16 protein-coding genes are annotated in these 18,188 nt (G+C 59.7%); 12 read left to right on the top strand and 4 right to left on the bottom strand.

The annotated features are described in order from the left end of the window. Positions 1-133: 133 nt before the first annotated feature. Positions 134-343: a (2Fe-2S)-binding protein gene (locus tag ACQK2G_RS14840; RefSeq protein WP_425405818.1), complete on the bottom strand. Its 210-nt coding sequence runs from the start codon at positions 341-343 to the stop codon at positions 134-136. A gap of 107 nt (positions 344-450) precedes the next feature. Further along, on the bottom strand, positions 451-1,983 hold the full coding sequence (locus tag ACQK2G_RS14835) for a DHA2 family efflux MFS transporter permease subunit (protein WP_425405817.1): 1,533 nt from the start codon (positions 1,981-1,983) through the stop codon (positions 451-453). Positions 1,984-2,185: 202 nt separating this feature from the next. On the opposite strand from ACQK2G_RS14835, the gene ACQK2G_RS14830 reads away from it, so the two are divergent. From ACQK2G_RS14830 to ACQK2G_RS14775, 12 genes are all read left to right on the top strand, one after another. Then, complete coding sequence (locus ACQK2G_RS14830; RefSeq protein WP_425405816.1) at positions 2,186-3,289, top strand: pyridoxal phosphate-dependent aminotransferase; 1,104 nt, start codon at positions 2,186-2,188, stop codon at positions 3,287-3,289. Continuing rightward, positions 3,286-4,434 carry a cupin domain-containing protein gene (locus ACQK2G_RS14825; RefSeq protein ID WP_425405815.1) on the top strand — a complete coding sequence of 383 codons (1,149 nt, stop codon included), beginning with the start codon at positions 3,286-3,288 and terminating at the stop codon, positions 4,432-4,434. Before ACQK2G_RS14830 ends, ACQK2G_RS14825 begins: the two co-directional genes overlap by 4 nt. A gap of 223 nt (positions 4,435-4,657) precedes the next feature. Continuing rightward, on the top strand, positions 4,658-6,007 hold the full coding sequence (locus ACQK2G_RS14820) for a S41 family peptidase (protein WP_425405814.1): 1,350 nt from the start codon (positions 4,658-4,660) through the stop codon (positions 6,005-6,007). Between the two features lie 21 nt (positions 6,008-6,028). Then, on the top strand, positions 6,029-6,547 hold the full coding sequence (locus ACQK2G_RS14815; protein WP_425405813.1) for a GNAT family N-acetyltransferase: 519 nt from the start codon (positions 6,029-6,031) through the stop codon (positions 6,545-6,547). Positions 6,548-6,925: 378 nt separating this feature from the next. Further along, positions 6,926-8,170 (top strand): 5-aminolevulinate synthase, encoded by a 1,245-nt coding sequence (gene hemA / locus ACQK2G_RS14810; protein ID WP_425405812.1) that lies wholly within the window; start codon positions 6,926-6,928, stop codon positions 8,168-8,170. Between the two features lie 330 nt (positions 8,171-8,500). Then, positions 8,501-9,604 (top strand): ABC transporter ATP-binding protein, encoded by a 1,104-nt coding sequence (locus tag ACQK2G_RS14805; protein WP_425405811.1) that lies wholly within the window; start codon positions 8,501-8,503, stop codon positions 9,602-9,604. A gap of 129 nt (positions 9,605-9,733) precedes the next feature. Beyond that, positions 9,734-10,807: a polyamine ABC transporter substrate-binding protein gene (locus ACQK2G_RS14800; RefSeq protein WP_425405810.1), complete on the top strand. Its 1,074-nt coding sequence runs from the start codon at positions 9,734-9,736 to the stop codon at positions 10,805-10,807. A gap of 95 nt (positions 10,808-10,902) precedes the next feature. Beyond that, positions 10,903-12,192 (top strand): ABC transporter permease, encoded by a 1,290-nt coding sequence (locus ACQK2G_RS14795; RefSeq protein WP_425405809.1) that lies wholly within the window; start codon positions 10,903-10,905, stop codon positions 12,190-12,192. 14 nt (positions 12,193-12,206) lie between these two features. Then, a complete protein-coding gene (locus ACQK2G_RS14790) occupies positions 12,207-13,124 on the top strand; it encodes an ABC transporter permease (protein WP_425405808.1) in 918 nt (305 codons plus the stop codon). Positions 13,125-13,233: 109 nt separating this feature from the next. Continuing rightward, positions 13,234-13,776: a hypothetical protein gene (locus ACQK2G_RS14785; RefSeq protein ID WP_425405807.1), complete on the top strand. Its 543-nt coding sequence runs from the start codon at positions 13,234-13,236 to the stop codon at positions 13,774-13,776. Between the two features lie 70 nt (positions 13,777-13,846). Continuing rightward, complete coding sequence (locus ACQK2G_RS14780) at positions 13,847-14,641, top strand: enoyl-CoA hydratase/isomerase family protein (protein WP_425405806.1); 795 nt, start codon at positions 13,847-13,849, stop codon at positions 14,639-14,641. A gap of 81 nt (positions 14,642-14,722) precedes the next feature. Beyond that, positions 14,723-15,694, top strand: a complete 972-nt coding sequence (locus ACQK2G_RS14775) for a DUF1835 domain-containing protein (RefSeq protein ID WP_425405805.1) — start codon at positions 14,723-14,725, stop codon at positions 15,692-15,694. Between the two features lie 26 nt (positions 15,695-15,720). On the opposite strand, the gene ACQK2G_RS14770 is transcribed toward ACQK2G_RS14775, so the two are convergent. Together ACQK2G_RS14770 and ACQK2G_RS14765 are read right to left on the bottom strand one after the other, a co-directional pair. Further along, positions 15,721-17,313: an ATP-binding protein gene (locus ACQK2G_RS14770; RefSeq protein WP_425405804.1), complete on the bottom strand. Its 1,593-nt coding sequence runs from the start codon at positions 17,311-17,313 to the stop codon at positions 15,721-15,723. Continuing rightward, a complete protein-coding gene (locus tag ACQK2G_RS14765; RefSeq protein ID WP_425405803.1) occupies positions 17,310-18,050 on the bottom strand; it encodes a response regulator in 741 nt (246 codons plus the stop codon). Before ACQK2G_RS14765 ends, ACQK2G_RS14770 begins: the two co-directional genes overlap by 4 nt. Positions 18,051-18,188: the final 138 nt, after the last annotated feature.

The following is an 18,188-nucleotide window of genomic DNA, read 5'->3' as shown; positions in this document are numbered from 1 at the left end:
CCTTCATTTCGGGAACGGTTATACGCGGTCTCTTTCAGTGTGGTCGCGGAGGACGTGTCGCGATCATTATCGGCACGGGCATCGTGTGCTAGATCCCGCCAGACTTTCGCCGTTTTGAAGATGAACATCGGTTCTAGGCTGCAACAACCTGGCCTTCCCCGTCGGGGACCGCCCAATTGTCGTCGCTGTGGTCGCGCATCATTTCCGCGATAATCTCTGCGCAGCAGCCGCATTGGCGTTCGGCCCCGCAGGCCCGGTATACGTCATCCACAGAGCCGTGGCCCTGGGATACGGCGTCTTTCAATTCGCTGTCACTGAGCGCGTTGCAGATGCAGATAAACATGCGCGTCCTCCAAAACTGAACGCAAATACATCTAGTGATAATGCGAGTGATTGTCAATTGCGTGACATGCCGATCATGATGATGTGAAGGTGCGTTTGGTTGTGTCCTTAATGCCCCGTCGTTGCCGTGCCGTCCGGTTTCATGGCCCGCCCGGCGGGCAACAGTACAAGGCCAAGCGCGGTCAGTCCGGCGATCAGCAGCCAGGCTTCATTCACCGCCATTACCAGTCCGGCCTTTTCGAACATGGGGCGCACAAATGACATCATTTCCGGGCTCAGTGCGGCGCTGTCCGCTGGTACCATTTCCAGAGGGACCCCAACGAATTCGGCCGCCTCGGGGTCCCTGTCCAGGACACGCTCGCCCAGCGCGGCGGCGTGATGCGGGGCGCGCTGCCACAACACGGTGTCGACAAGCGCGATGCCGATCGCCCCGCCCAGATTGCGCATCAGGTTGAACAGGGCGCTGCCGTCCGGGATGTCTTCGCTTCGCAGCAGGCCCAGCGCCAAACGAGTCGGCGGCAGCAGGCAAAACATGATTGATATCCCGCGGACGATCTGGGGCCAGAACATCTCGTCGAAATCGGTGGCGGTCGTCTGGAAACCGCTCATTCCCAGGCCGATGGCGAAGCCGGCAAAGCCGAGGCCGCTGAGGATGCGCGGGTCGATCCGTCGTTCGAGCTGTACCGCGAAGGGGGCCGTGGCAAGTTGGGCGGCGCCGGTCACCAACATGGTCAATCCGATATCCAGCGGCGTGTGCCCACGGACCAGTCCCAGGAAGACGGACATCAGATAGACAGAGGCGAACAAACCGATTCCGAAAAGGAAACTGAGACCGCAGGCAATTGCGAAATTTCGGTCCCTGAACAAACGCAGTCTGGCGATGGGTGAGGCGGCTGTCAGGCTGCGGGCGACAAATCCGGCCGCCGCGAGGGCGGAAACGGTCAGCAAGCTGAGAACCGGGACCGATGCCCAGCCGTCCGACGGCCCGTCTTTCAGGCCCAATTCAAGGCAGGTCAGGCCTATTGCGAGAAAGACGACGCCGGTCCAGTCCAATCGAGACAGCAGGCCGTATTGCGGCGGTTCGCGGGGGGCGGTTGCCGCGGCGACTGCCAGGGAGGCGACCCCGGGCAGGATATTGACCAGAAACAGCCAGGACCAATCGAACGTCTCCGTTATGTAGCCGCCGACCGTGGGGCCGATGGTCGGCGCAAGCACCGCAAGCCCACCGGCGATCGTGGTGGCCAATGCCTGTTCATTTTCCGGAAACAGGAGGAAGACCGCCGAGAACACCAGGGGAATCAGGCAACCGCCGGAAAACCCTTGAATCGTGCGAGCGATGATCAAACTTTCGAAGCCGTCTGAATAGGCGCAACCCAACGACGCCAGGAGGAAAACGGACAAGGCGATCAGGAACAGGCCTCGCAGGCTCAGGCATCGGGTCAGAAAGCCGGTCAGGGGGATCGCGATCACCTCCGCGATCAAATAGGCGGTCTGGACCCAGCTCATTTGGTCGGCCGGGATGTTCAGCGCGGCGCTGATGGCCGGCAGGGACGTCACGACGATTTGAATGTCGAGGATCGCCATGAACATGCCCAGGCACATGGCGATGAAACCGAACCAGCGGGCGGATTTCTCGAACATGACGGCCTCGCGCCTCGCGGTATCTTCCGAATGGGGAGCGACTGATTAGCACAGGAATCGCTCTTATGCGCTATTCGGCCTTTTCAGAAAGCGCCTGTGGGTATCCAATGCAATTCATTCGTTACGGTGGTTTTCGGTTTCGCCTGATTTTACGGTCCGTGCCGAACCACCCACGCCACAGACTTTTCCGGGGATATCAGCCATGCCGCCGCGTGCCCATCCACATTTGCTCGATCTGCCCATATTGCCGATCGGCGAAAGCTCTGCGCCCGGCACCAAAAGGATCATCCCGTTGGCGAATAACGAGGCAACGGAACCACCGTCGGCAGCGGCGCAGGACGCAGCCCGGAAAGCCATGGCAGTGGCGAACTTCTATCCCAGCGTTACCCATTCGGAGCTGAAGCAGGCGATAGCGGCCGCTTATGATGTCGACCCGGCGGGCGTCGTTTGCGGGAACGGGTCAAGCGAGATCATCGCTCTTCTTGCCCAAGCCTATGCGGGTTTGGGAGACGAGGTCATCATCGGACGGCATGGTTACCTGTATTTCTCCATCTGCGCGCGCATGGCCGGTGCCGCGCCGGTCTATGCGGTATCATCCGGCGATGCGAACCATCTCAGTTTCGGTCTCCAGGCCGCTTTGGACGCGGTAACGCCCAAGACTCGCATCGTGTTCCTGGACAATCCGTGCAACCCGTTGGGGACCTACGTTTCGCGCGACGATCTGTGGGCTTTTCGCGGGAAGTTGCCGGAGGATGTCCTGCTGGTGATCGATGGCGCCTATGCCGACTATGCGACCGCCGAAGATTTCGATCCGGGGGACGGCTTGGTCCTGGCGGGTAAGAATACGGTCGTGTTGCGCACCTTTTCCAAGATCTACGGTCTGGCGGGTCTGCGGGTTGGCTGGGCCCACGCGCCGGCATCCGTGGTCGAAGTGCTGAACAAGGTGATGCGGCCGGGCAATCTGTCCGGCGTGTCGCTGGCAGCAAGCGAAGCGGCGGTGAAGGAACAGGATGTCGTCGCCGGCCGACGGGAGACGAACCAAAGGGTCCGCGATGCGTTTGCCGCATCGTTGGAAGCGGATCTTGGATATACGGTACTGCCAAGCCAATCGAATTTTCTATTGGTCACACCGCCTGCCGGCGCGTCGAAAAACGCCGCCGCCCTTTACCAAGGCTTGATGGCGGAAGGTGTCCTGGTCCGGCCGATGGGACCCTATCAATTGCCCGACAGCCTGCGGATCAGTGTTGGCACGGAAGAAGAGATGGGCATCGCGTTGGATGCGATAAAGAAAGTGGAGGGGGTATGAGCGCGACGGATCAGGTATCGAAAGAAGCCATGGCCCCGGTCGGCGGTGAAAGCGGCGGCCTGCCGAGCCCGGACATGATGGAGGCGGCCGAGATTGTCCTGCCTTGCCGGGACTTCGATGCGAGTTTGGAGTTCTACCGGCACACGCTCGGTTTCAAGATCGAAACCATCTATCCGGCGGACAGCCCGTCAACCGCGATAGTCTTCGGTCATGGCGTGCGGTTGCGGTTGGAGCGCGGGTCCGATTCCGCCGCCGTCACGCTTCGCCTGACAAGTGCCGATCCCGCTTTCAAGGCCCCCATCGATTTGGTCGCGCCCAACGGCGCCCGGATCATCATTGCCCCGAAAGGCATGGGCTATACCCTGCCGCCGATCGATCAGTCCTTCGTCTTTCAGCCCATCGGCGAAACGCCCGATTGGGGTGCCGGTCGTGCCGGGATGCTGTACCGGGACCTTATTCCGAACCGCCAGGGCGGACGCTTCATCGCCTCCCATATCAAGATTCCGGTGGGCGGGCCTGTTCCTGACTACGTGCATTTCCACAAAGTCCGGTTCCAGATGATCTATTGCAAGGCGGGCTGGGTGAGACTCGCCTACGAGGATCAGGGCGAGCCGTTCATCATGAAGGCGGGTGATTGCGTGCTGCAGCCGCCCGAAATCCGACATCGCGTCCTGGAATGTTCGGATGGATTGGAAGTGGTAGAGATCGGCTGCCCGGCGGAACATCCCACCATGGTCGACCATACCATGACCTTGCCGACGGACAGATTTGATCCGGAACGGGACTTCAACGGCCAACTCTTCGTATGGCACGAGGCTGACAAGGCGGACTGGCATCCCTGGCGTTTCGACGGTTTCGTATATCGCGATCTGGGGATAGAGGCGGCGACACACGGCCTGGCCCGGGTCCGTGTCGCCAAGGCCCGCGGCGCGACAGGCCCGGTGATGGAAACGGCGTCGCACAAGGGCGAGTTCCTGTTTTTCTTTGCCCTGTCCGGGCATGGCTCGCTGGTGGTCGAGGGCGAGGGGCGGTTTGATCTCTCGCCGGGGGACTCGACCGTTATACCGGCCGACACGGGCTTCAGTATCGATAGCGCGGCTGATGGGCTGGAAGTGCTTGAAATCGGTCTCCCCGCGGAGGCGTGACGCTGCGGCGCATTGAAACCGATTGGTACGATACCGATTTAACCGGAAACGTGAAAAATCCTGCATATCGCCCATGGTATGCGGATTGCAATTGGATATGCTGGCGAAAGCCGATGTGCCGTGGGTATAATTCAGCTGGCCGTGGCGGGCGTGTTTAGCCGCCGCGGAGGTAGCGATTCCGGAAATGCCGCATCGCGTCAGTAGAACGGATGGATTAGAACGAATGAAGTCCAGTGTGAATGGTTTCCTGACTGTCATTGGCAGACGCCGCGGGCTCGTCACCTCTATTGTTGTCGGTGCGGTGTTGGGCTGGGTGGTCGGTTGCGTGAATGCCGGCTATCCGGCGGCCGACGCGCGGCTCGCCGCCAGCAAACTCGAAAAGGAAATCATGGCGCTGCGGTCCGATGCGGCGCCGACCCGCGCGGTCGGTCAGGACCTGCGCATGTTTGAGCGTGTCTTCGATCTGGTGAAGGAGGATTACGTCCATCCTGTCGACGACAACACCCTGATGGCCGCGGCGACCGAAGGGTTGAAAAGCGCCTTGGCCGAGAAAGCGGACATGCCGCATGACCAACTGGTGGGCGCCGCCACGAAAGCCATGCTGAGTTCGCTCGATCCCTATAGCGAATATATGGACCGTAAGGCGTTTCAAAGCCTTCGAGAGGAAACCCGTGGTCGCTTCGGCGGTCTGGGTATCGAGATTACGAAACGTGACGGCCCCTTGAAGGTCGTCAGCCCGATAGAAGGAACACCTGCGGAGCGCGCCGGTTTGATGCCGGGTGACATCATCACCCATGCGAACGGCACGCCGATCGAGCCGTTGAGCCTCATCGATGCGGTCGAATTGTTGCGTGGCGAACCGGGGACGTCGGTTCTGTTGACGATCGCCCGAGCCGGAACTTCGGATTTCGATGTCAGCGTGCGGCGGGAACTGATCCACGTCGTGTCGGTCAAGAGCCGTCTGGAAGGCGAAGTCGGATACCTTCGCATAAGCAGCTTCAGCGAAGATACGGGGGCCGATCTCGCCGACGCTATTCAAGACATCCGGAACGAAACACAAGACAAGGTTCAGGCTTTCGTTCTCGACCTGCGCAACAATCCGGGCGGGTTGCTGACCCAGTCGGTTCGGGTGGCCGACCTTTTCCTGGACTCGGGACTGGTCGTCTACACCAAGGGCCGAGACCACGAACAGCGCTTCGAAAGCCATGGCGGCGATTTGACGAACAAACGGCCTTTGGTCGTTCTGATCAACAAAGGCAGTGCGTCGGCATCCGAAATCGTGGCCGGTGCCCTGCAAGACCGCCGCCGCGCCGCCCTGGTCGGGGAGAAGAGTTTCGGAAAGGGATCGGTGCAGACGATTTTCGACCTGCCGGACCGTCGCGGAATGAAACTGACCACGGCGCTGTATTTCACACCCAACGGCCATTCCGTCGAAGGGGGGATCTCACCGGATGTGGAAATCGTCGACGATCCCGATACGGAAGAAGACGAACAGCTCCGCCGTGCTTTGGCTCTGGCCATAGAATTGGCCGGCGGGCCGTCGGTTTATTGGAACAGCGGCGTCGTCCAATAGGCGCGCGGGCTGGCTTGATCCGTGGGAACCTTGAGCTACCGCCTTCTCGCCTCGGAAGAGGTTCCCGAATTCACGGGTCTATGCGCTGCTATGGCGGCGTTTCACGGCAGGCCTGAGCCTTTGCCAAGGGAAGAGTGGGCGGCAAGGCTAGCGGAAGACGGCCCGGGTGGCGCACAGAAATTTGAGGCGGTTTGCGCCTTCGACGGCGACCAGATGGTCGGCTGCCTCATATTCAGTCCGATTTATGAAACCCTTTTCCCGGGCAACGGCGCCTTTATTCGCGATGTGTTTGTGCTGGAGGAATACCGGCGCCGTGGCATTGGGCGGAACATGATGGCTGCTTTCGCGAAGCTTTGTCTCGAGCGCGATTGGCGGCGCGCGGATTGGCACGCGGATCGTCTCGATTTCGACGCCAGAACCTTCTACGACATGCTGTGTACCGATAGTTTCAAGCTGGACCGATTGTCCTATCGGATCGAAGGCGATGAGATCGCCACCCTGGCTGCGAAGGCGGATGGGGAGCTTCCCGATCAGGGCTGAACCGGGGCATTGGGGGGCGACTAATTAACAATGGCCCGTAGCCCGGTTTGCGCGGGACACTCCTTGAGGACGGGACCCTATCCTGTGTAGGCTATCCGAAAGGGCCCGACAGTGGCTAAGCCGCGTGAGAGGCCGTTTTCTGCGATATTTTGTGTCCGGGCGAGGGAATTCGCCGACCGCCTCCGCCGTTGGCAAAGGTTCAGAGGGAACTTATGCTTGGCTGAAGGGCGGGGGAATACTTAGGTAAAGGACGGCTTGGCGCGACAAATAACCCCTGTGCCATTCCAGCGTATCACGGATATGTTGCCTTGATTGACCCTTTCACGCTGTATACCCCCTGGCACTATGCGTTGTGGGCGGAAACGATAGGAACGACTGATGGCATTTGATGGCGATTATCTGGGATTCTTCCGCGAGAACCTCGATAAGCTTCGGGATGAGGGGAACTACCGGGTCTTCGCGAATCTGGAGCGCCGCTCGGATTCCTTTCCGCATGCCAAACGCCATACGGACGAGGGCGAGCAGGATGTCCTCGTCTGGTGTTCCAACGACTATCTCGGAATCGGCCAGGACCCGCGTGTCCGGGAAGCCATGATTGAAACGATCAAGGCTCAAGGGGCGGGGGCCGGCGGGACCCGGAATATCTCCGGCACGAACCGCCTGCATGGCGAGTTGGAGCGCCAATTGGCCGCGCTTCATGGGAAGGAATCGGCTCTGCTGTTTACCTCCGGGTATGTCGCCAATTTGACGACCCTGTCGACCCTGGCCTCACGCCTGCCGGGCTGCATCGTCTACTCGGACAGCGAGAACCATAACTCGATGATCGAGGGGATCCGCCAAGGCCGGTCCGACAAACGCATATTCCGTCATAACGACCCGGCCCATCTTGACGAGTTGATGGCGGCCGATGACCCGGATTGTCCGAAGATCGTTGCTTTCGAAAGCGTCTACTCCATGGACGGGGACATTTCCCCGATCAGTGAGATCCTGGACGTGGCGGAGAAGCATGGTGCCTTGACCTTCCTGGATGAGGTGCATGCCGTCGGGATGTACGGCGAGCATGGCGCGGGTGTCGCGGAGCGCGACGGCGTCATGGACCGTGTCGACATCGTTCAGGGAACCCTGGGCAAGGCGTTCGGCGTGATCGGTGGTTACATCGCGGCCAGGGCCGAATTGGTCGATTTCGTCCGCTCCTTCGGGAATCCGTTCATTTTCACGACAGCCCTGCCGCCGGCAATCGCGGCCGGCGCCTTGAAAGCGATCGAGATCCTGAAGGATGCGAAGGACATTCGTGCAAAACATCAGGAACGGGCGGCGACGGTGAAGGCGCGGTTGCGTGATGTCGGCATTCCCATCCTGCCGTCGGTGACGCATATCGTGCCGGTCCTGATCGGTGATGCGGACAAATGCAAGAAAGCGTCCGACATGCTGTTGAACGAGTTCAACATCTATGTTCAGCCGATCAATTACCCGACCGTGGCGAAAGGGACCGAGCGCCTGCGGGTGACGCCGACCCCGCATCATGATGACGCCGCCGTCGACCGTTTGATCAACGCACTCAATCAGGTTTGGGACGCGTTGGATCTGGCCCGTGTCTCGGAAAGCCAGGCCGCGGCCGAATAACCTTCCCTCGCCGGGACTAGAGCTTGCTTGACCTGCGGCCCGAGACTCGGGCCGTCGTCGCGTTTCCGCAAGAAAGTTTCGCGAAACGGCAAGACATCTGGGTTAAGATTTCGCGCTGCAGCAACCGCAAGAAATGTTACGGTTTTTTTTCCAGATTGCCCTGGCCAACTCCCATTTCACTGCGTTAGGGTTATTTCGTCAGTCAACGAACTGAGCCGACCGCTCCGGGTAAATCCGGGGCTATAAATAAAGATGAACAGGAGCATATTGGTCACATTACCCTGGGGAGGGGGACATGCGGCCGTTGTGCAAGAGGCTAATCAAATCGGGATGACCACCGACAATATTGTTCGTTTCGAAAACGTCCAAAAAAGTTACGACGGCGAGAACCTTGTCGTTAAGAATCTGAATTTGGATGTCGAAAGGGGCGAGTTCCTGACCATGTTGGGGCCGTCCGGATCCGGGAAAACCACCTGCCTGATGATGTTGGCCGGTTTCGAGCCTGCGACGCATGGTGAGATTTACCTGAACAAGCAACCTATCAACAACGTTCCGCCCCATAAGCGCGGCATCGGCATGGTCTTTCAGAACTATGCCTTGTTCCCGCATATGACGGTTGCGGAAAATCTGGCCTTCCCGTTGATGGTCAGAAAAATGAGCAAGGCTGATGTAGAGGCCAAGGTCAAACGCGCATTGGAGATGGTGCAGCTGCCGCAGTTCAGCGGTCGCCGTCCGGGCCAGCTCTCGGGCGGGCAGCAGCAACGCGTCGCGGTCGCGCGCGCCTTGGTGTTCGAGCCGGACCTGGTCTTGATGGATGAGCCACTCGGCGCGCTCGACAAGAACCTGCGTGAAGAAATGCAGTACGAGATCAAGCACATTCACGAGAATGTCGGTGTCTCGGTCGTGTATGTCACGCATGACCAATCCGAAGCGCTTACCATGTCGAACCGTGTCGCGGTTTTCGACGACGGTATCATCCAACAGCTTGCGCCGCCTGAAGAGCTTTACGAACGGCCTGTAAACGCTTTCGTGGCTTACTTCATCGGCGAGAACAATCGGCTGTACGGCACCGTCAAGGAGGCGTCTGGCGACAGTTGTTTTGTGGAACTGGATGGCGGCGGTGGTGTCGTCAAGGCGCTCAAGGTCAACACCGGAGGGCCCGGTTCCAGGACTACCCTTTCCCTGCGCCCTGAGCGCGTGAGCATCGCTCCCGCCGAGGGCGCCGTCGAGAACATCCTCTCCGGCAAGGTTCTGGAGTTGATCTACCTCGGCGACCACATCCGCACCCGCATGACCGTCAGCGGAAATGACGAGTTTATCGTCAAGGTGCCGAATGCCCAAGGGCACGCCACCTTGAATGTTGGGGACGAGGTTCGGCTCGGCTGGACCACGGAGGATTGCCGCGCGCTCGACGCGCCCGGAAGCGCGGCATAGAGGACCGAAGGGGGTAAGGCGCGGATTTGGGAGCATGGGCCGCGCGGGTACACCTCGCAGCCTACCGATAACTGGCAGATTGCATCACGCAATATGCGTAATGTACGGAGTGATAAGATGAAGCATTGGATGAAAAGTACGATTCTGGCGTCCGGAATCGCGTTGACGATGGGCGGCGCGGCCTCTGCGGCCGAGCTGACGATCGTCTCTTGGGGTGGCGCTTACACGAAGAGTCAGATCAAGGCCTATCACGAGCCCTACACGGCGAAGACCGGTACGAAGATCAAGTCCGAAGATTACTCGGGCGGACTCGCGGAAGTGAAGGCGCAGGTGGAAGCCGGCAATGTCACCTGGGACCTTGTTGACGTCGAATTGTCCGATGCTGTTCGCGGCTGCGACGAAGGCATCCTGGAGACGATCGATTCCTCCATCCTGCCGCCGGCTCCGGATGGTACGCCCGCGTCGGAAGACTTCATCGAAGGAACGCTGCATGAATGTGCCGTCGGTGAAATCGTCTGGTCGACGATCTATGCCTACGACAAGACGAAATTCCCGAATGGCGGACCGCAGACGATGGCAGACTTCTTCGACACGAAGAAGTTCCCCGGTAAGCGTGGCCTTCGTAAAGGTCCGAAGCCGAACCTGGAATTCGCCCTGATCGCCGACGGCGTTCCGGTCGATGAGGTTTACGATGTTCTCGGCACGCCGGAAGGTGTCGACCGTGCCTTCGCAAAGCTGGATTCGATCAAGGATGACGTGATCTGGTGGGAAGCCGGTGCGCAGCCGCCGCAGATGCTGGCCGATGGTGAAGTCGTCATGTCCTCGGCGTATAACGGCCGTATCTTCAACGCAGTCGCGACCGAGAATAAGCCGTTTGAAATCGTTTGGGACGGCCAGGTCTGGGATCTCGATCTGTGGGTCATTCCGAAGGGGTCGCCCAATAAGGAAGAAGCCCTGAAGTTCGTCGCCTTCGCGACCGACACGCAGCGCCTTGCCGACCAGGCCGCCTGGATCTCCTACGGTCCGGTCCGCAAGTCTTCGAATCCGCTGATCGGCAAGCATGCCGAAGCCGGTATCGACATGGCACCGCACATGCCGACGGCGCCGGAAAACTTCAAGAACGCCCTGCAGAACGACTTTGAGTTCTGGGCGGATCACCAGGACGAGCTGAACGAGCGTTTCAACGCTTGGCTGGCTCAATAAGTACGTACCGATTTCGCCGGGGACGATTGATCCGTCCCCGGCGGATTTATCGATTTCCTTAAAAGGTATTTGGTCTTGAGGGGAGCCGCGGACGAATGAGCGAAGCATCCGCAGTTGGGAACGAATCCTTTAGCATTGCTGATGGGCAGAGCCTGAAGCGGAAGCTGCGGAAGGCCACGGGCAGAGCGCGTACCCAAGCGCTTCTGATGGTCGCCCCCCTCGGACTATTCATTCTTCTCACCTTTATTTTCCCGATCGGGCAGATGCTGTTCCGCAGTGTCGACGATCCGATCGTCAGTCAAGCCCTGCCGAAAACCATCGTCGCTCTGGAAAGCTGGACGGATAGAACCGTGCTTCCCGAGGAAGAAGCTTTCGCCGCGCTGGCGGAAGATCTGGCCTTCCTCCGCTCCGGAGGATCGGACGGTGACGGGCGTGCCATGATCGGCAAGCTTGCGACCCGTATGAACTACGAAACCGCGGGCGTTAGAAGCACGATCACGAAAACGGCCCGCAGGGCGGCCAAGTTTGAGGCTCCCTATAAAGAGGCCTTCATCGATGCGGACGACAACTGGGGTAAGCCGGAGGTCTGGGCGACGATCGACCGCCTGTCCGGCCGTTTTTCCGCCTTGCAGTTCCTTGCCGCGCTGGATCTTCAGAAGAACACTATGGGTGAGATCATCGCCCAGCCGCCGGAACGACAAATTTACATAACCCTGTGGCTAAGGACCTTGTGGATCGGTTTTCTGGTGACGGCGATCTGCGTGGTTCTCGCCTATCCGGTTTCCTATTTGCTTGCGACTCTGCCGCTCCGTATCTCGAACCTTCTCATAATCTGCGTATTGCTGCCTTTCTGGACGTCGCTGCTGGTCCGAACCACCAGTTGGATCGTCGTTCTGGGGCAAAACGGAGTATTACTCGAGACATTGGGTTTCCTGGGGCTCGTCGGGGAGGGGGCCGAACGACCGCAGCTCATCTACAACATGACCGGCACGATTGTCGCCATGACGCATATCCTGCTGCCGTTCATGATCCTGCCGCTCTACAGCGTAATGAAAGGCATTTCACCGTCCTATATGCGGGCGGCGAGGTCCCTAGGTGCAAATCCGGCTCTGGCCTTTGTGAAGGTCTATCTGCCGCAGACGGTGCCGGGCCTGGGCGCGGGCTGTATCTTGGTCTTCATCCTGGCGATCGGATACTACATCACACCGGCCCTGGTCGGTGGTCAGGACGGGCAGTTGATTTCGAATTTCATCGCCTACCATATGCAACGGTCTTTGAACTGGGGCCTTGCCGCAGCACTCGGCACGATGCTCCTGGCCGGGGTGCTGGCCCTCTATTGGCTGTATGACCGGATCGTCGGCATCAACAACATGAAGCTCGGCTAAAGGAGGTCGCTGTAATGTCTTCTTCGCTTCCTCCTTATGCGTCGCCGCTGGAAATCGTCTGGCACTATGCGTTTCGCGCTTTCTGCGGCGCGGTGTTGATCTTCCTGATCCTTCCGATCCTTGTGATGATACCGCTCAGCTTCAATGCGGAGCCGTATTTCACCTATAACAGCGACATGATGGCGCTGAAGCCGGAAGCCTATTCCACGCGCTGGTATGTCGACATTTTCACGAACGGGATGGCGGATCCCGATCAACCTTTTGGTTTCGCCTTCATCGCGGATTCATGGACCAACGCGCAATGGATTCACTCGATGAAGAACTCCTTCATCATCGGGATTTTCGCGACGCTCATCTCCACGACGCTGGGCACGCTCGCGGCCTTGGGCCTCACCCGTGCCCATATGCCGTATCGGAAACTGATCACGGCCATCCTGATTTCGCCGATGATCGTGCCGATTATCATTTCCGCCGCGGGCATGTTCTTCTTCTATTCCGATATCGGGCTGGCCCAGACCTTCCCAGGCATCATCCTGGCGCATGCGGCCCTGGGGACGCCCTTTGTCGTCATCACGGTCACCGCCACGCTGTCGGGCTTCGACAATAACCTCGTTCGGGCGTCGGCAAGCTTGGGCGCGACGCCCCAGCGAACCTTCTTTCAGGTGATTGTTCCCCTGATCGCGCCTGGTGTGATCTCCGGCGGTTTGTTCGCCTTCATCACATCGTTCGACGAGGTGGTCGCGGTCCTGTTCCTGACCGAATTTGAGCAGCGCACCATCCCGCGGCAGATGTGGTCCGGTTTGCGTGAACAGATCAGCCCGACCATTCTAGCGGTCGCAACGATCCTGATCGCTATTTCCGTCTTGTTGCTGGTGACGCTTGAATTGTTGCGTCGCAGGAACGAGCGGATGCGGGGATTGTCTCCGGGCTAGGAAGCACTAAAGTCGCGTTACCGGTTGAAACGCACATTGCGAGTCGTTCGCAATAACACTATGTCTTGGATAGTGACGTTTCACCTTTTCCTATGATTGGATCAACGCGATGTATGGCGACAAGTCCCTCACTCCTGCGGAAACCATGCGGCTGGCGGTGCTCGGCGCGCTGACGGAAGGCGATGTCACCTATGCCGATTTGGCGTCCGGGGTTCGACATTTCGTGGAGCGCATGGTCGGGCCGTCTCTCGAACTGTTGGGATCGTCCCTGGAAGTCCTGCGATTGGAGGGGTTGATCGAGGCGGCCGATGGCCGGGCCGGTGATCAGGCGCCGATGCGTTTGACACAGGCAGGGCGGGAGACTTTCGAAAAACTGATGCTGGCGACCCTTCGGGCGCCGATGAACGACATTCAACGGCTCGTGCTGGCTTTGAAACTTCGATATCTCGACCAACTGCCGGCCGAGGACAAGGCGGACCAAATCGATCTCTTGCTGGAATTGACCGAGACGGAACTGGCGCGGCTGGAAGATCTGCGCCGGTCTGGATCCGGCGGCATGTTTGCCGATTGGCTGGATCAGGAAATTGCGCATACCGGCAAGCGACGAGCTTGGCTGCAGTCCTGTCTGGAGCAAGCGGAAGCCGACGTTTAACGCTTGTTTCCCCTGATGGTGCGGTCATGATTCCAAAAACGGAATAAGACCGGAAATCAGGGAGGCCGACATGCCGTATCAAACCATCACACTCAACATCGGTGACGACGGGGTCGCGCGGATCGTATTGAACCGGCCCGACGCGGCCAATGCGTTGGATCTGCAGATGACCCTGGACCTGATGGATGCGGCCATTGAGCTCGACCATGAACCCAGCGCCCGATGCATCGTGATGGAAGGGGCGGGCGGCCGGTTCTTCTGTGCCGGTGGTGATTTGTCGGCCTTCGAGAAAGCCGGGGACAAATCGGCCCATCTGGTCAAGGCAATGACGACCAACTTGCATTCGGCGATGTCGCGCCTCGCGCGTGGCGATGCGCCGGTTATTGCGAAGGTCGCCGGTACCGCAGCCGGTGGCGGACTGAGTGTCGCGCTCGGCTGTGACCTGATTATCGCGTCGGACGAGGCCAAGTTCACCATGGCTTATACGCGGGCGGGGCTCTCCCCGGACGGCAGTTCCACATTCTATCTGCCGCGGCTGGTCGGACTGCGTCGCGCCTACGATCTGGCTCTTACGAACCGGGTCTTATCGGCCGCCGAGGCCGAGGACTGGGGGTTGATCAACCGTGTCGTGCCGGCGTCGGAACTGGATGCATTCGTCGACGACATGGCTACACAATTGGCCGCCGGGCCGACGGCGGCATTCGGACGGACCAAGCGTCTGTTGCTGGAAGGGTCGTACAGCTCATTGGAAACCCAGATGGAGAGGGAGAGCCGGGCCATCGCTGAAAGCGTTGCAAGTGTGGACGGCAAGGAAGGATTGAATGCTTTCTTGAACAAGCGGAAACCCAGCTTCAACGGGCAGTAACGCGCGAACGGTTGGTCCTAAGCGAATTTCCCCGCATATTAAGCCCTGGCAGGGGCATGGTAACGGGACGGCGGATCGGCGGTGGTTGAACGAATTCTACATATCCGATGTGGCTCCGACATTCGGGAGAGCCTTCGTACGGCTGGGTTCGACGGGGATTTCCTGGAATGGGGGGATCCCGTCTGTCGTGGGCCGGTGCCGTCTGGCATGCCGGACGACGACTATCGAAGGATGCGGGCCCGTTTCATCGCCGGTTGGGACATTCTCTCCGAAACGAGGGCTTTGGACCGCCTTCAATCCGAAGCTGCGGCCCTCGACACATTGGAGCAATATCAGCGCATCCTGTTGTGGTTTGAACATGATCTGTACGACCAGTCCGTACTGATCGACCTGTTGACGCGCTTGAGCGGATACGGCGATTTGCTGGGCCGGATGCGAATGATGACGGTGGATCGGTTCGCCGGAGAAGATCGTTTCGTCGGTTTCGGTCAATTGTCTCCCGAACAGCTGCGCACCTTCAAGGACCGGGATATCCCGATTTCCGATTCGATGCTGGGTCAGGCTCGTAGAGCTTGGGAGGCATTCCGGGCGGAAACGCCGGAGGCACTATATGAATTCACGGTCGAGCAAGACGACGCGATGCCCTTCCTCCGTTCGGCCATGCGCCGTCACTTGATGGAACTGCCCGGAACACGGGATGGTCTGAGTTTGACCGAAAGGTTGATGCTTGAGGCGGTGGCCGGTGGCGCAAAGACGGGGGTGGATGCATTCCGCGTCATGTACCGGGAAACCGAACCCGCGCCCTTCCTTGGCGATGTCATGTTCTTTCACGATATGGCGGGGCTGATTGATGCAACGGAACCCGCTTTGACCGAAACCGAAGATTGGCGGGACGAGTTCGATCTCACCGACTTCGGCCGCAGATTGCTCGCGGGTGATGCCGATTGGGTCAGCGCCAATGGCATCGATTTATGGCGCGGCGGCGTTCATCTGACCGGCAAGGGGCCGGTATGGCGCTGGTCCGAGGAAGAAGGCAAACCCGTTTTCGGGTGATCTGACTGAACGGATCCGTTCGCCATCTAATGGGGCAGAGAGAGTTCTGCCCGCAATCCGCCCTCAGGGCGGTTTGCCAAACGAACGTCGCCTCCCTGACTGCGGGCGATGGAACGACAGATCGACAAACCAAGGCCTACACCGCCCGAATCCGCGCCGCGCGCCGGGTCGAGGCGAACGAAGGGATCGAAGGCGCGCTCCAAATCCTCCTCCGGCATGCCCGGCCCGTCGTCCAGCACGACCAGGGCGACACTGTCCTGGCCCGGTTCGATGCGCACATCGACCGACGAACCGTGACGAATGGCGTTGTCGATCAGATTTCTCGACGCCCGCTTGACGGCAATGGGGCGGCAAAGGACGGCGGGCAAGTCCTCCGCGGGCGTGAAGGCAAGAGGCTTTTCGCCTTGGGCTTTTTCATCGACGACGGCGCGGGCGAGGGCGTTCAGATCGGACGGTACCGCCGCTTCGGTCTCAGCCTCGGATCGGATGAAGGCAAGAACCTCCTCGGTCATTGCTTGAAGTTCGTCAAGGGTGGCGATGAAACGCTCGCGCTCCTCCTCGTCTTCGAGCAATTCCGCGCGCAGACGCAAGGTCGTCAGCGGTGTTCTCAGGTCGTGCGACAGCGCTGCCAGCATATGCATCCGATCGTTCACGAAACGGTCTACCCGGTCGCGCATGGTGTTGAAGGCAGCGATCAGGTTTCGAATATCCCGGGGGCCTGTCTCTTCCAGCGGAGCGGGTCGGTCGCCACGCCCGACTGCGGATGCGGCGGCGGTCAGATCGCGCAGCGGTCGCATCGTTCGCCGCACCAGCCATGTGACGATGATGATGATGGCGATGGCCGAAACAAGGAATGATATCATTCCCGGACCGCCCCAATTGCGCGGCGGTGCATGAAGAATACTGACAACGTTCAGCCAGTTTCCGTCCTGCAGCCGAATACTGGCGCGAAGACCGATCCCCGGTCCGGGCCGTTTGCGGTCCCAGCTTCGATCCTCTTTGTTTTTGCCTGCGCGGTCGTCGTCACGCCGATCGTCATCCCGCTGGTCATCGTCCCGCTGATCATCGCCCCAGTGGTTCCAGTCGTCCTTTTCGCGACCGTGTTTGGTTTCGTCGTCGTCCCATGCCGGATGGAAAAACCGACGGTCCCTACCCCAGTCGGCGCGAAAAGCGAAACGGATATCCTCGCTTGGACGGCCGAGGCTCTCTGCCAGACGGACTTGGATCATTCTCTCGATCCGGCCTTCGGATTCTTCGAGCGGTACGGCGGCTTCGCCGGCTATCCGGAAAAGCAGGTCCCGGGTCGTGGCGGCGGCCAGGATGTTGTCGTGCAGGTCTGGGGGCGTCGACTCGACCAGATGGGTCACGGCCGTGATACGGTCCGCAACAAGGGTTCGAATCGTATCCCGGGCCGCAAGTCTGCGCTCGTCCCACAGGATGGCGAAGGCGATCGCATGTGAGACAACCAATGCCAGCAGGATCAGAACAATCAGCCGCGCGGCCAGACTGTGGGACCAAAAACCGTCCCGGACGGGCCGGTGGCCACCGTTGCGGCTGCGGTGCCGAAGCCAGGAAAATCTGGGCGGCTGCTTCTGGTTCTCGCTCGCTGGCCCGGTCATAACGTGTCCACCTGACAGGACAGCACGTAGCCGCCGCCCCAGACGGTCTTGATGATTTCCGGGTTTTTCGGATCACGCTCCAGTTTCTTCCTGAGGCGACTGACCTGATTATCCATGCTGCGATCGAAAGGGGCGGCGTCCCGTCCCCGGGTCAGGTCAAGCAGGCGGTCTCGGGTCATCACGACGCCGGGATGGCCGAGCAGGACGCTGAGCAATCTGAACTCACCGGTACTCAGGTTCAGCTGAGTTCCGTCCTCGCCGCGAACTTCACGGCGTTCCGGGTCGAAGATCCAGCGATCGAAACGCAATGCCGCCGATTCGGAAAGGGCGGCTTCGGCCTGCCGCAGATTGTTGGACCGTCGTGTGACCGCCTTGATGCGGGCCAGCAATTCCCGTGGGTTGAACGGCTTGGTGAGATAGTCGTCCGCGCCGATTTCAAGGCCGACGATCCGATCCGTATCCTCCGCCATCGCACTCAGGAAAATGACCGGTTTGTCGGATGTTTCCCGAATATGCCGGCACAGGCTCAACCCGTCCTCGCCCGGCATCATGATGTCGAGGACGATGAGGTCGATCGCTTTGTCCTTGATGGCGCGCCGGGCATCGGCCGCACTGGCCGACTGGCTGACCCGCATGCCGTTTTTCGACAGGTACTTGGACAGCAATTCACGGATTTCCCGGTTGTCGTCGACAATCAGGATATGCGGTCCGTCGGATATCTGCTCCGGGGTCTGCAAGGTTTGCCTCAATTCATGACTGAAAATGGTCTGTCGCCCGCGCCGGCAGGAACGAGTGGTCGCAGACTAACCGACCCTGTTCCCAAACCCGTCAGGAAAACTGTAACAAAGTGTATCAGGTTTCCGTTTCGACATGAT

The organism is Hwanghaeella sp. (genome assembly GCF_965227365.1).
GTDB lineage: Bacteria > Pseudomonadota > Alphaproteobacteria > UBA8366 > Aestuariispiraceae > Hwanghaeella.
Note: the sequence above shows the minus strand (reverse complement) of the source record. Positions and strands in the feature narration are given on the sequence as shown.

Bases quoted from the DNA above. Each gene is read 5' to 3' on its own strand.
- ACQK2G_RS14780 (WP_425405806.1), top strand. From the start codon at position 13,847: ATGCCGTATCAAACCATCACACTCAACATCGGTGACGACGGGGTCGCG.
- ACQK2G_RS14795 (WP_425405809.1), top strand. From the start codon at position 10,903: ATGAGCGAAGCATCCGCAGTTGGGAACGAATCCTTTAGCATTGCTGAT.
- ACQK2G_RS14785 (WP_425405807.1), top strand. From the start codon at position 13,234: ATGTATGGCGACAAGTCCCTCACTCCTGCGGAAACCATGCGGCTGGCG.
- ACQK2G_RS14800 (WP_425405810.1), top strand. From the start codon at position 9,734: ATGAAAAGTACGATTCTGGCGTCCGGAATCGCGTTGACGATGGGCGGC.
- ACQK2G_RS14830 (WP_425405816.1), top strand. From the start codon at position 2,186: ATGCCGCCGCGTGCCCATCCACATTTGCTCGATCTGCCCATATTGCCG.
- ACQK2G_RS14820 (WP_425405814.1), top strand. From the start codon at position 4,658: ATGAAGTCCAGTGTGAATGGTTTCCTGACTGTCATTGGCAGACGCCGC.
- ACQK2G_RS14840 (WP_425405818.1), bottom strand. From the start codon at position 343: ATGTTTATCTGCATCTGCAACGCGCTCAGTGACAGCGAATTGAAAGAC.
- hemA (WP_425405812.1), top strand. From the start codon at position 6,926: ATGGCATTTGATGGCGATTATCTGGGATTCTTCCGCGAGAACCTCGAT.
- ACQK2G_RS14805 (WP_425405811.1), top strand. From the start codon at position 8,501: ATGACCACCGACAATATTGTTCGTTTCGAAAACGTCCAAAAAAGTTAC.
- ACQK2G_RS14770 (WP_425405804.1), bottom strand. From the start codon at position 17,313: ATGACCGGGCCAGCGAGCGAGAACCAGAAGCAGCCGCCCAGATTTTCC.
- ACQK2G_RS14835 (WP_425405817.1), bottom strand. From the start codon at position 1,983: ATGTTCGAGAAATCCGCCCGCTGGTTCGGTTTCATCGCCATGTGCCTG.
- ACQK2G_RS14825 (WP_425405815.1), top strand. From the start codon at position 3,286: ATGAGCGCGACGGATCAGGTATCGAAAGAAGCCATGGCCCCGGTCGGC.
- ACQK2G_RS14790 (WP_425405808.1), top strand. From the start codon at position 12,207: ATGTCTTCTTCGCTTCCTCCTTATGCGTCGCCGCTGGAAATCGTCTGG.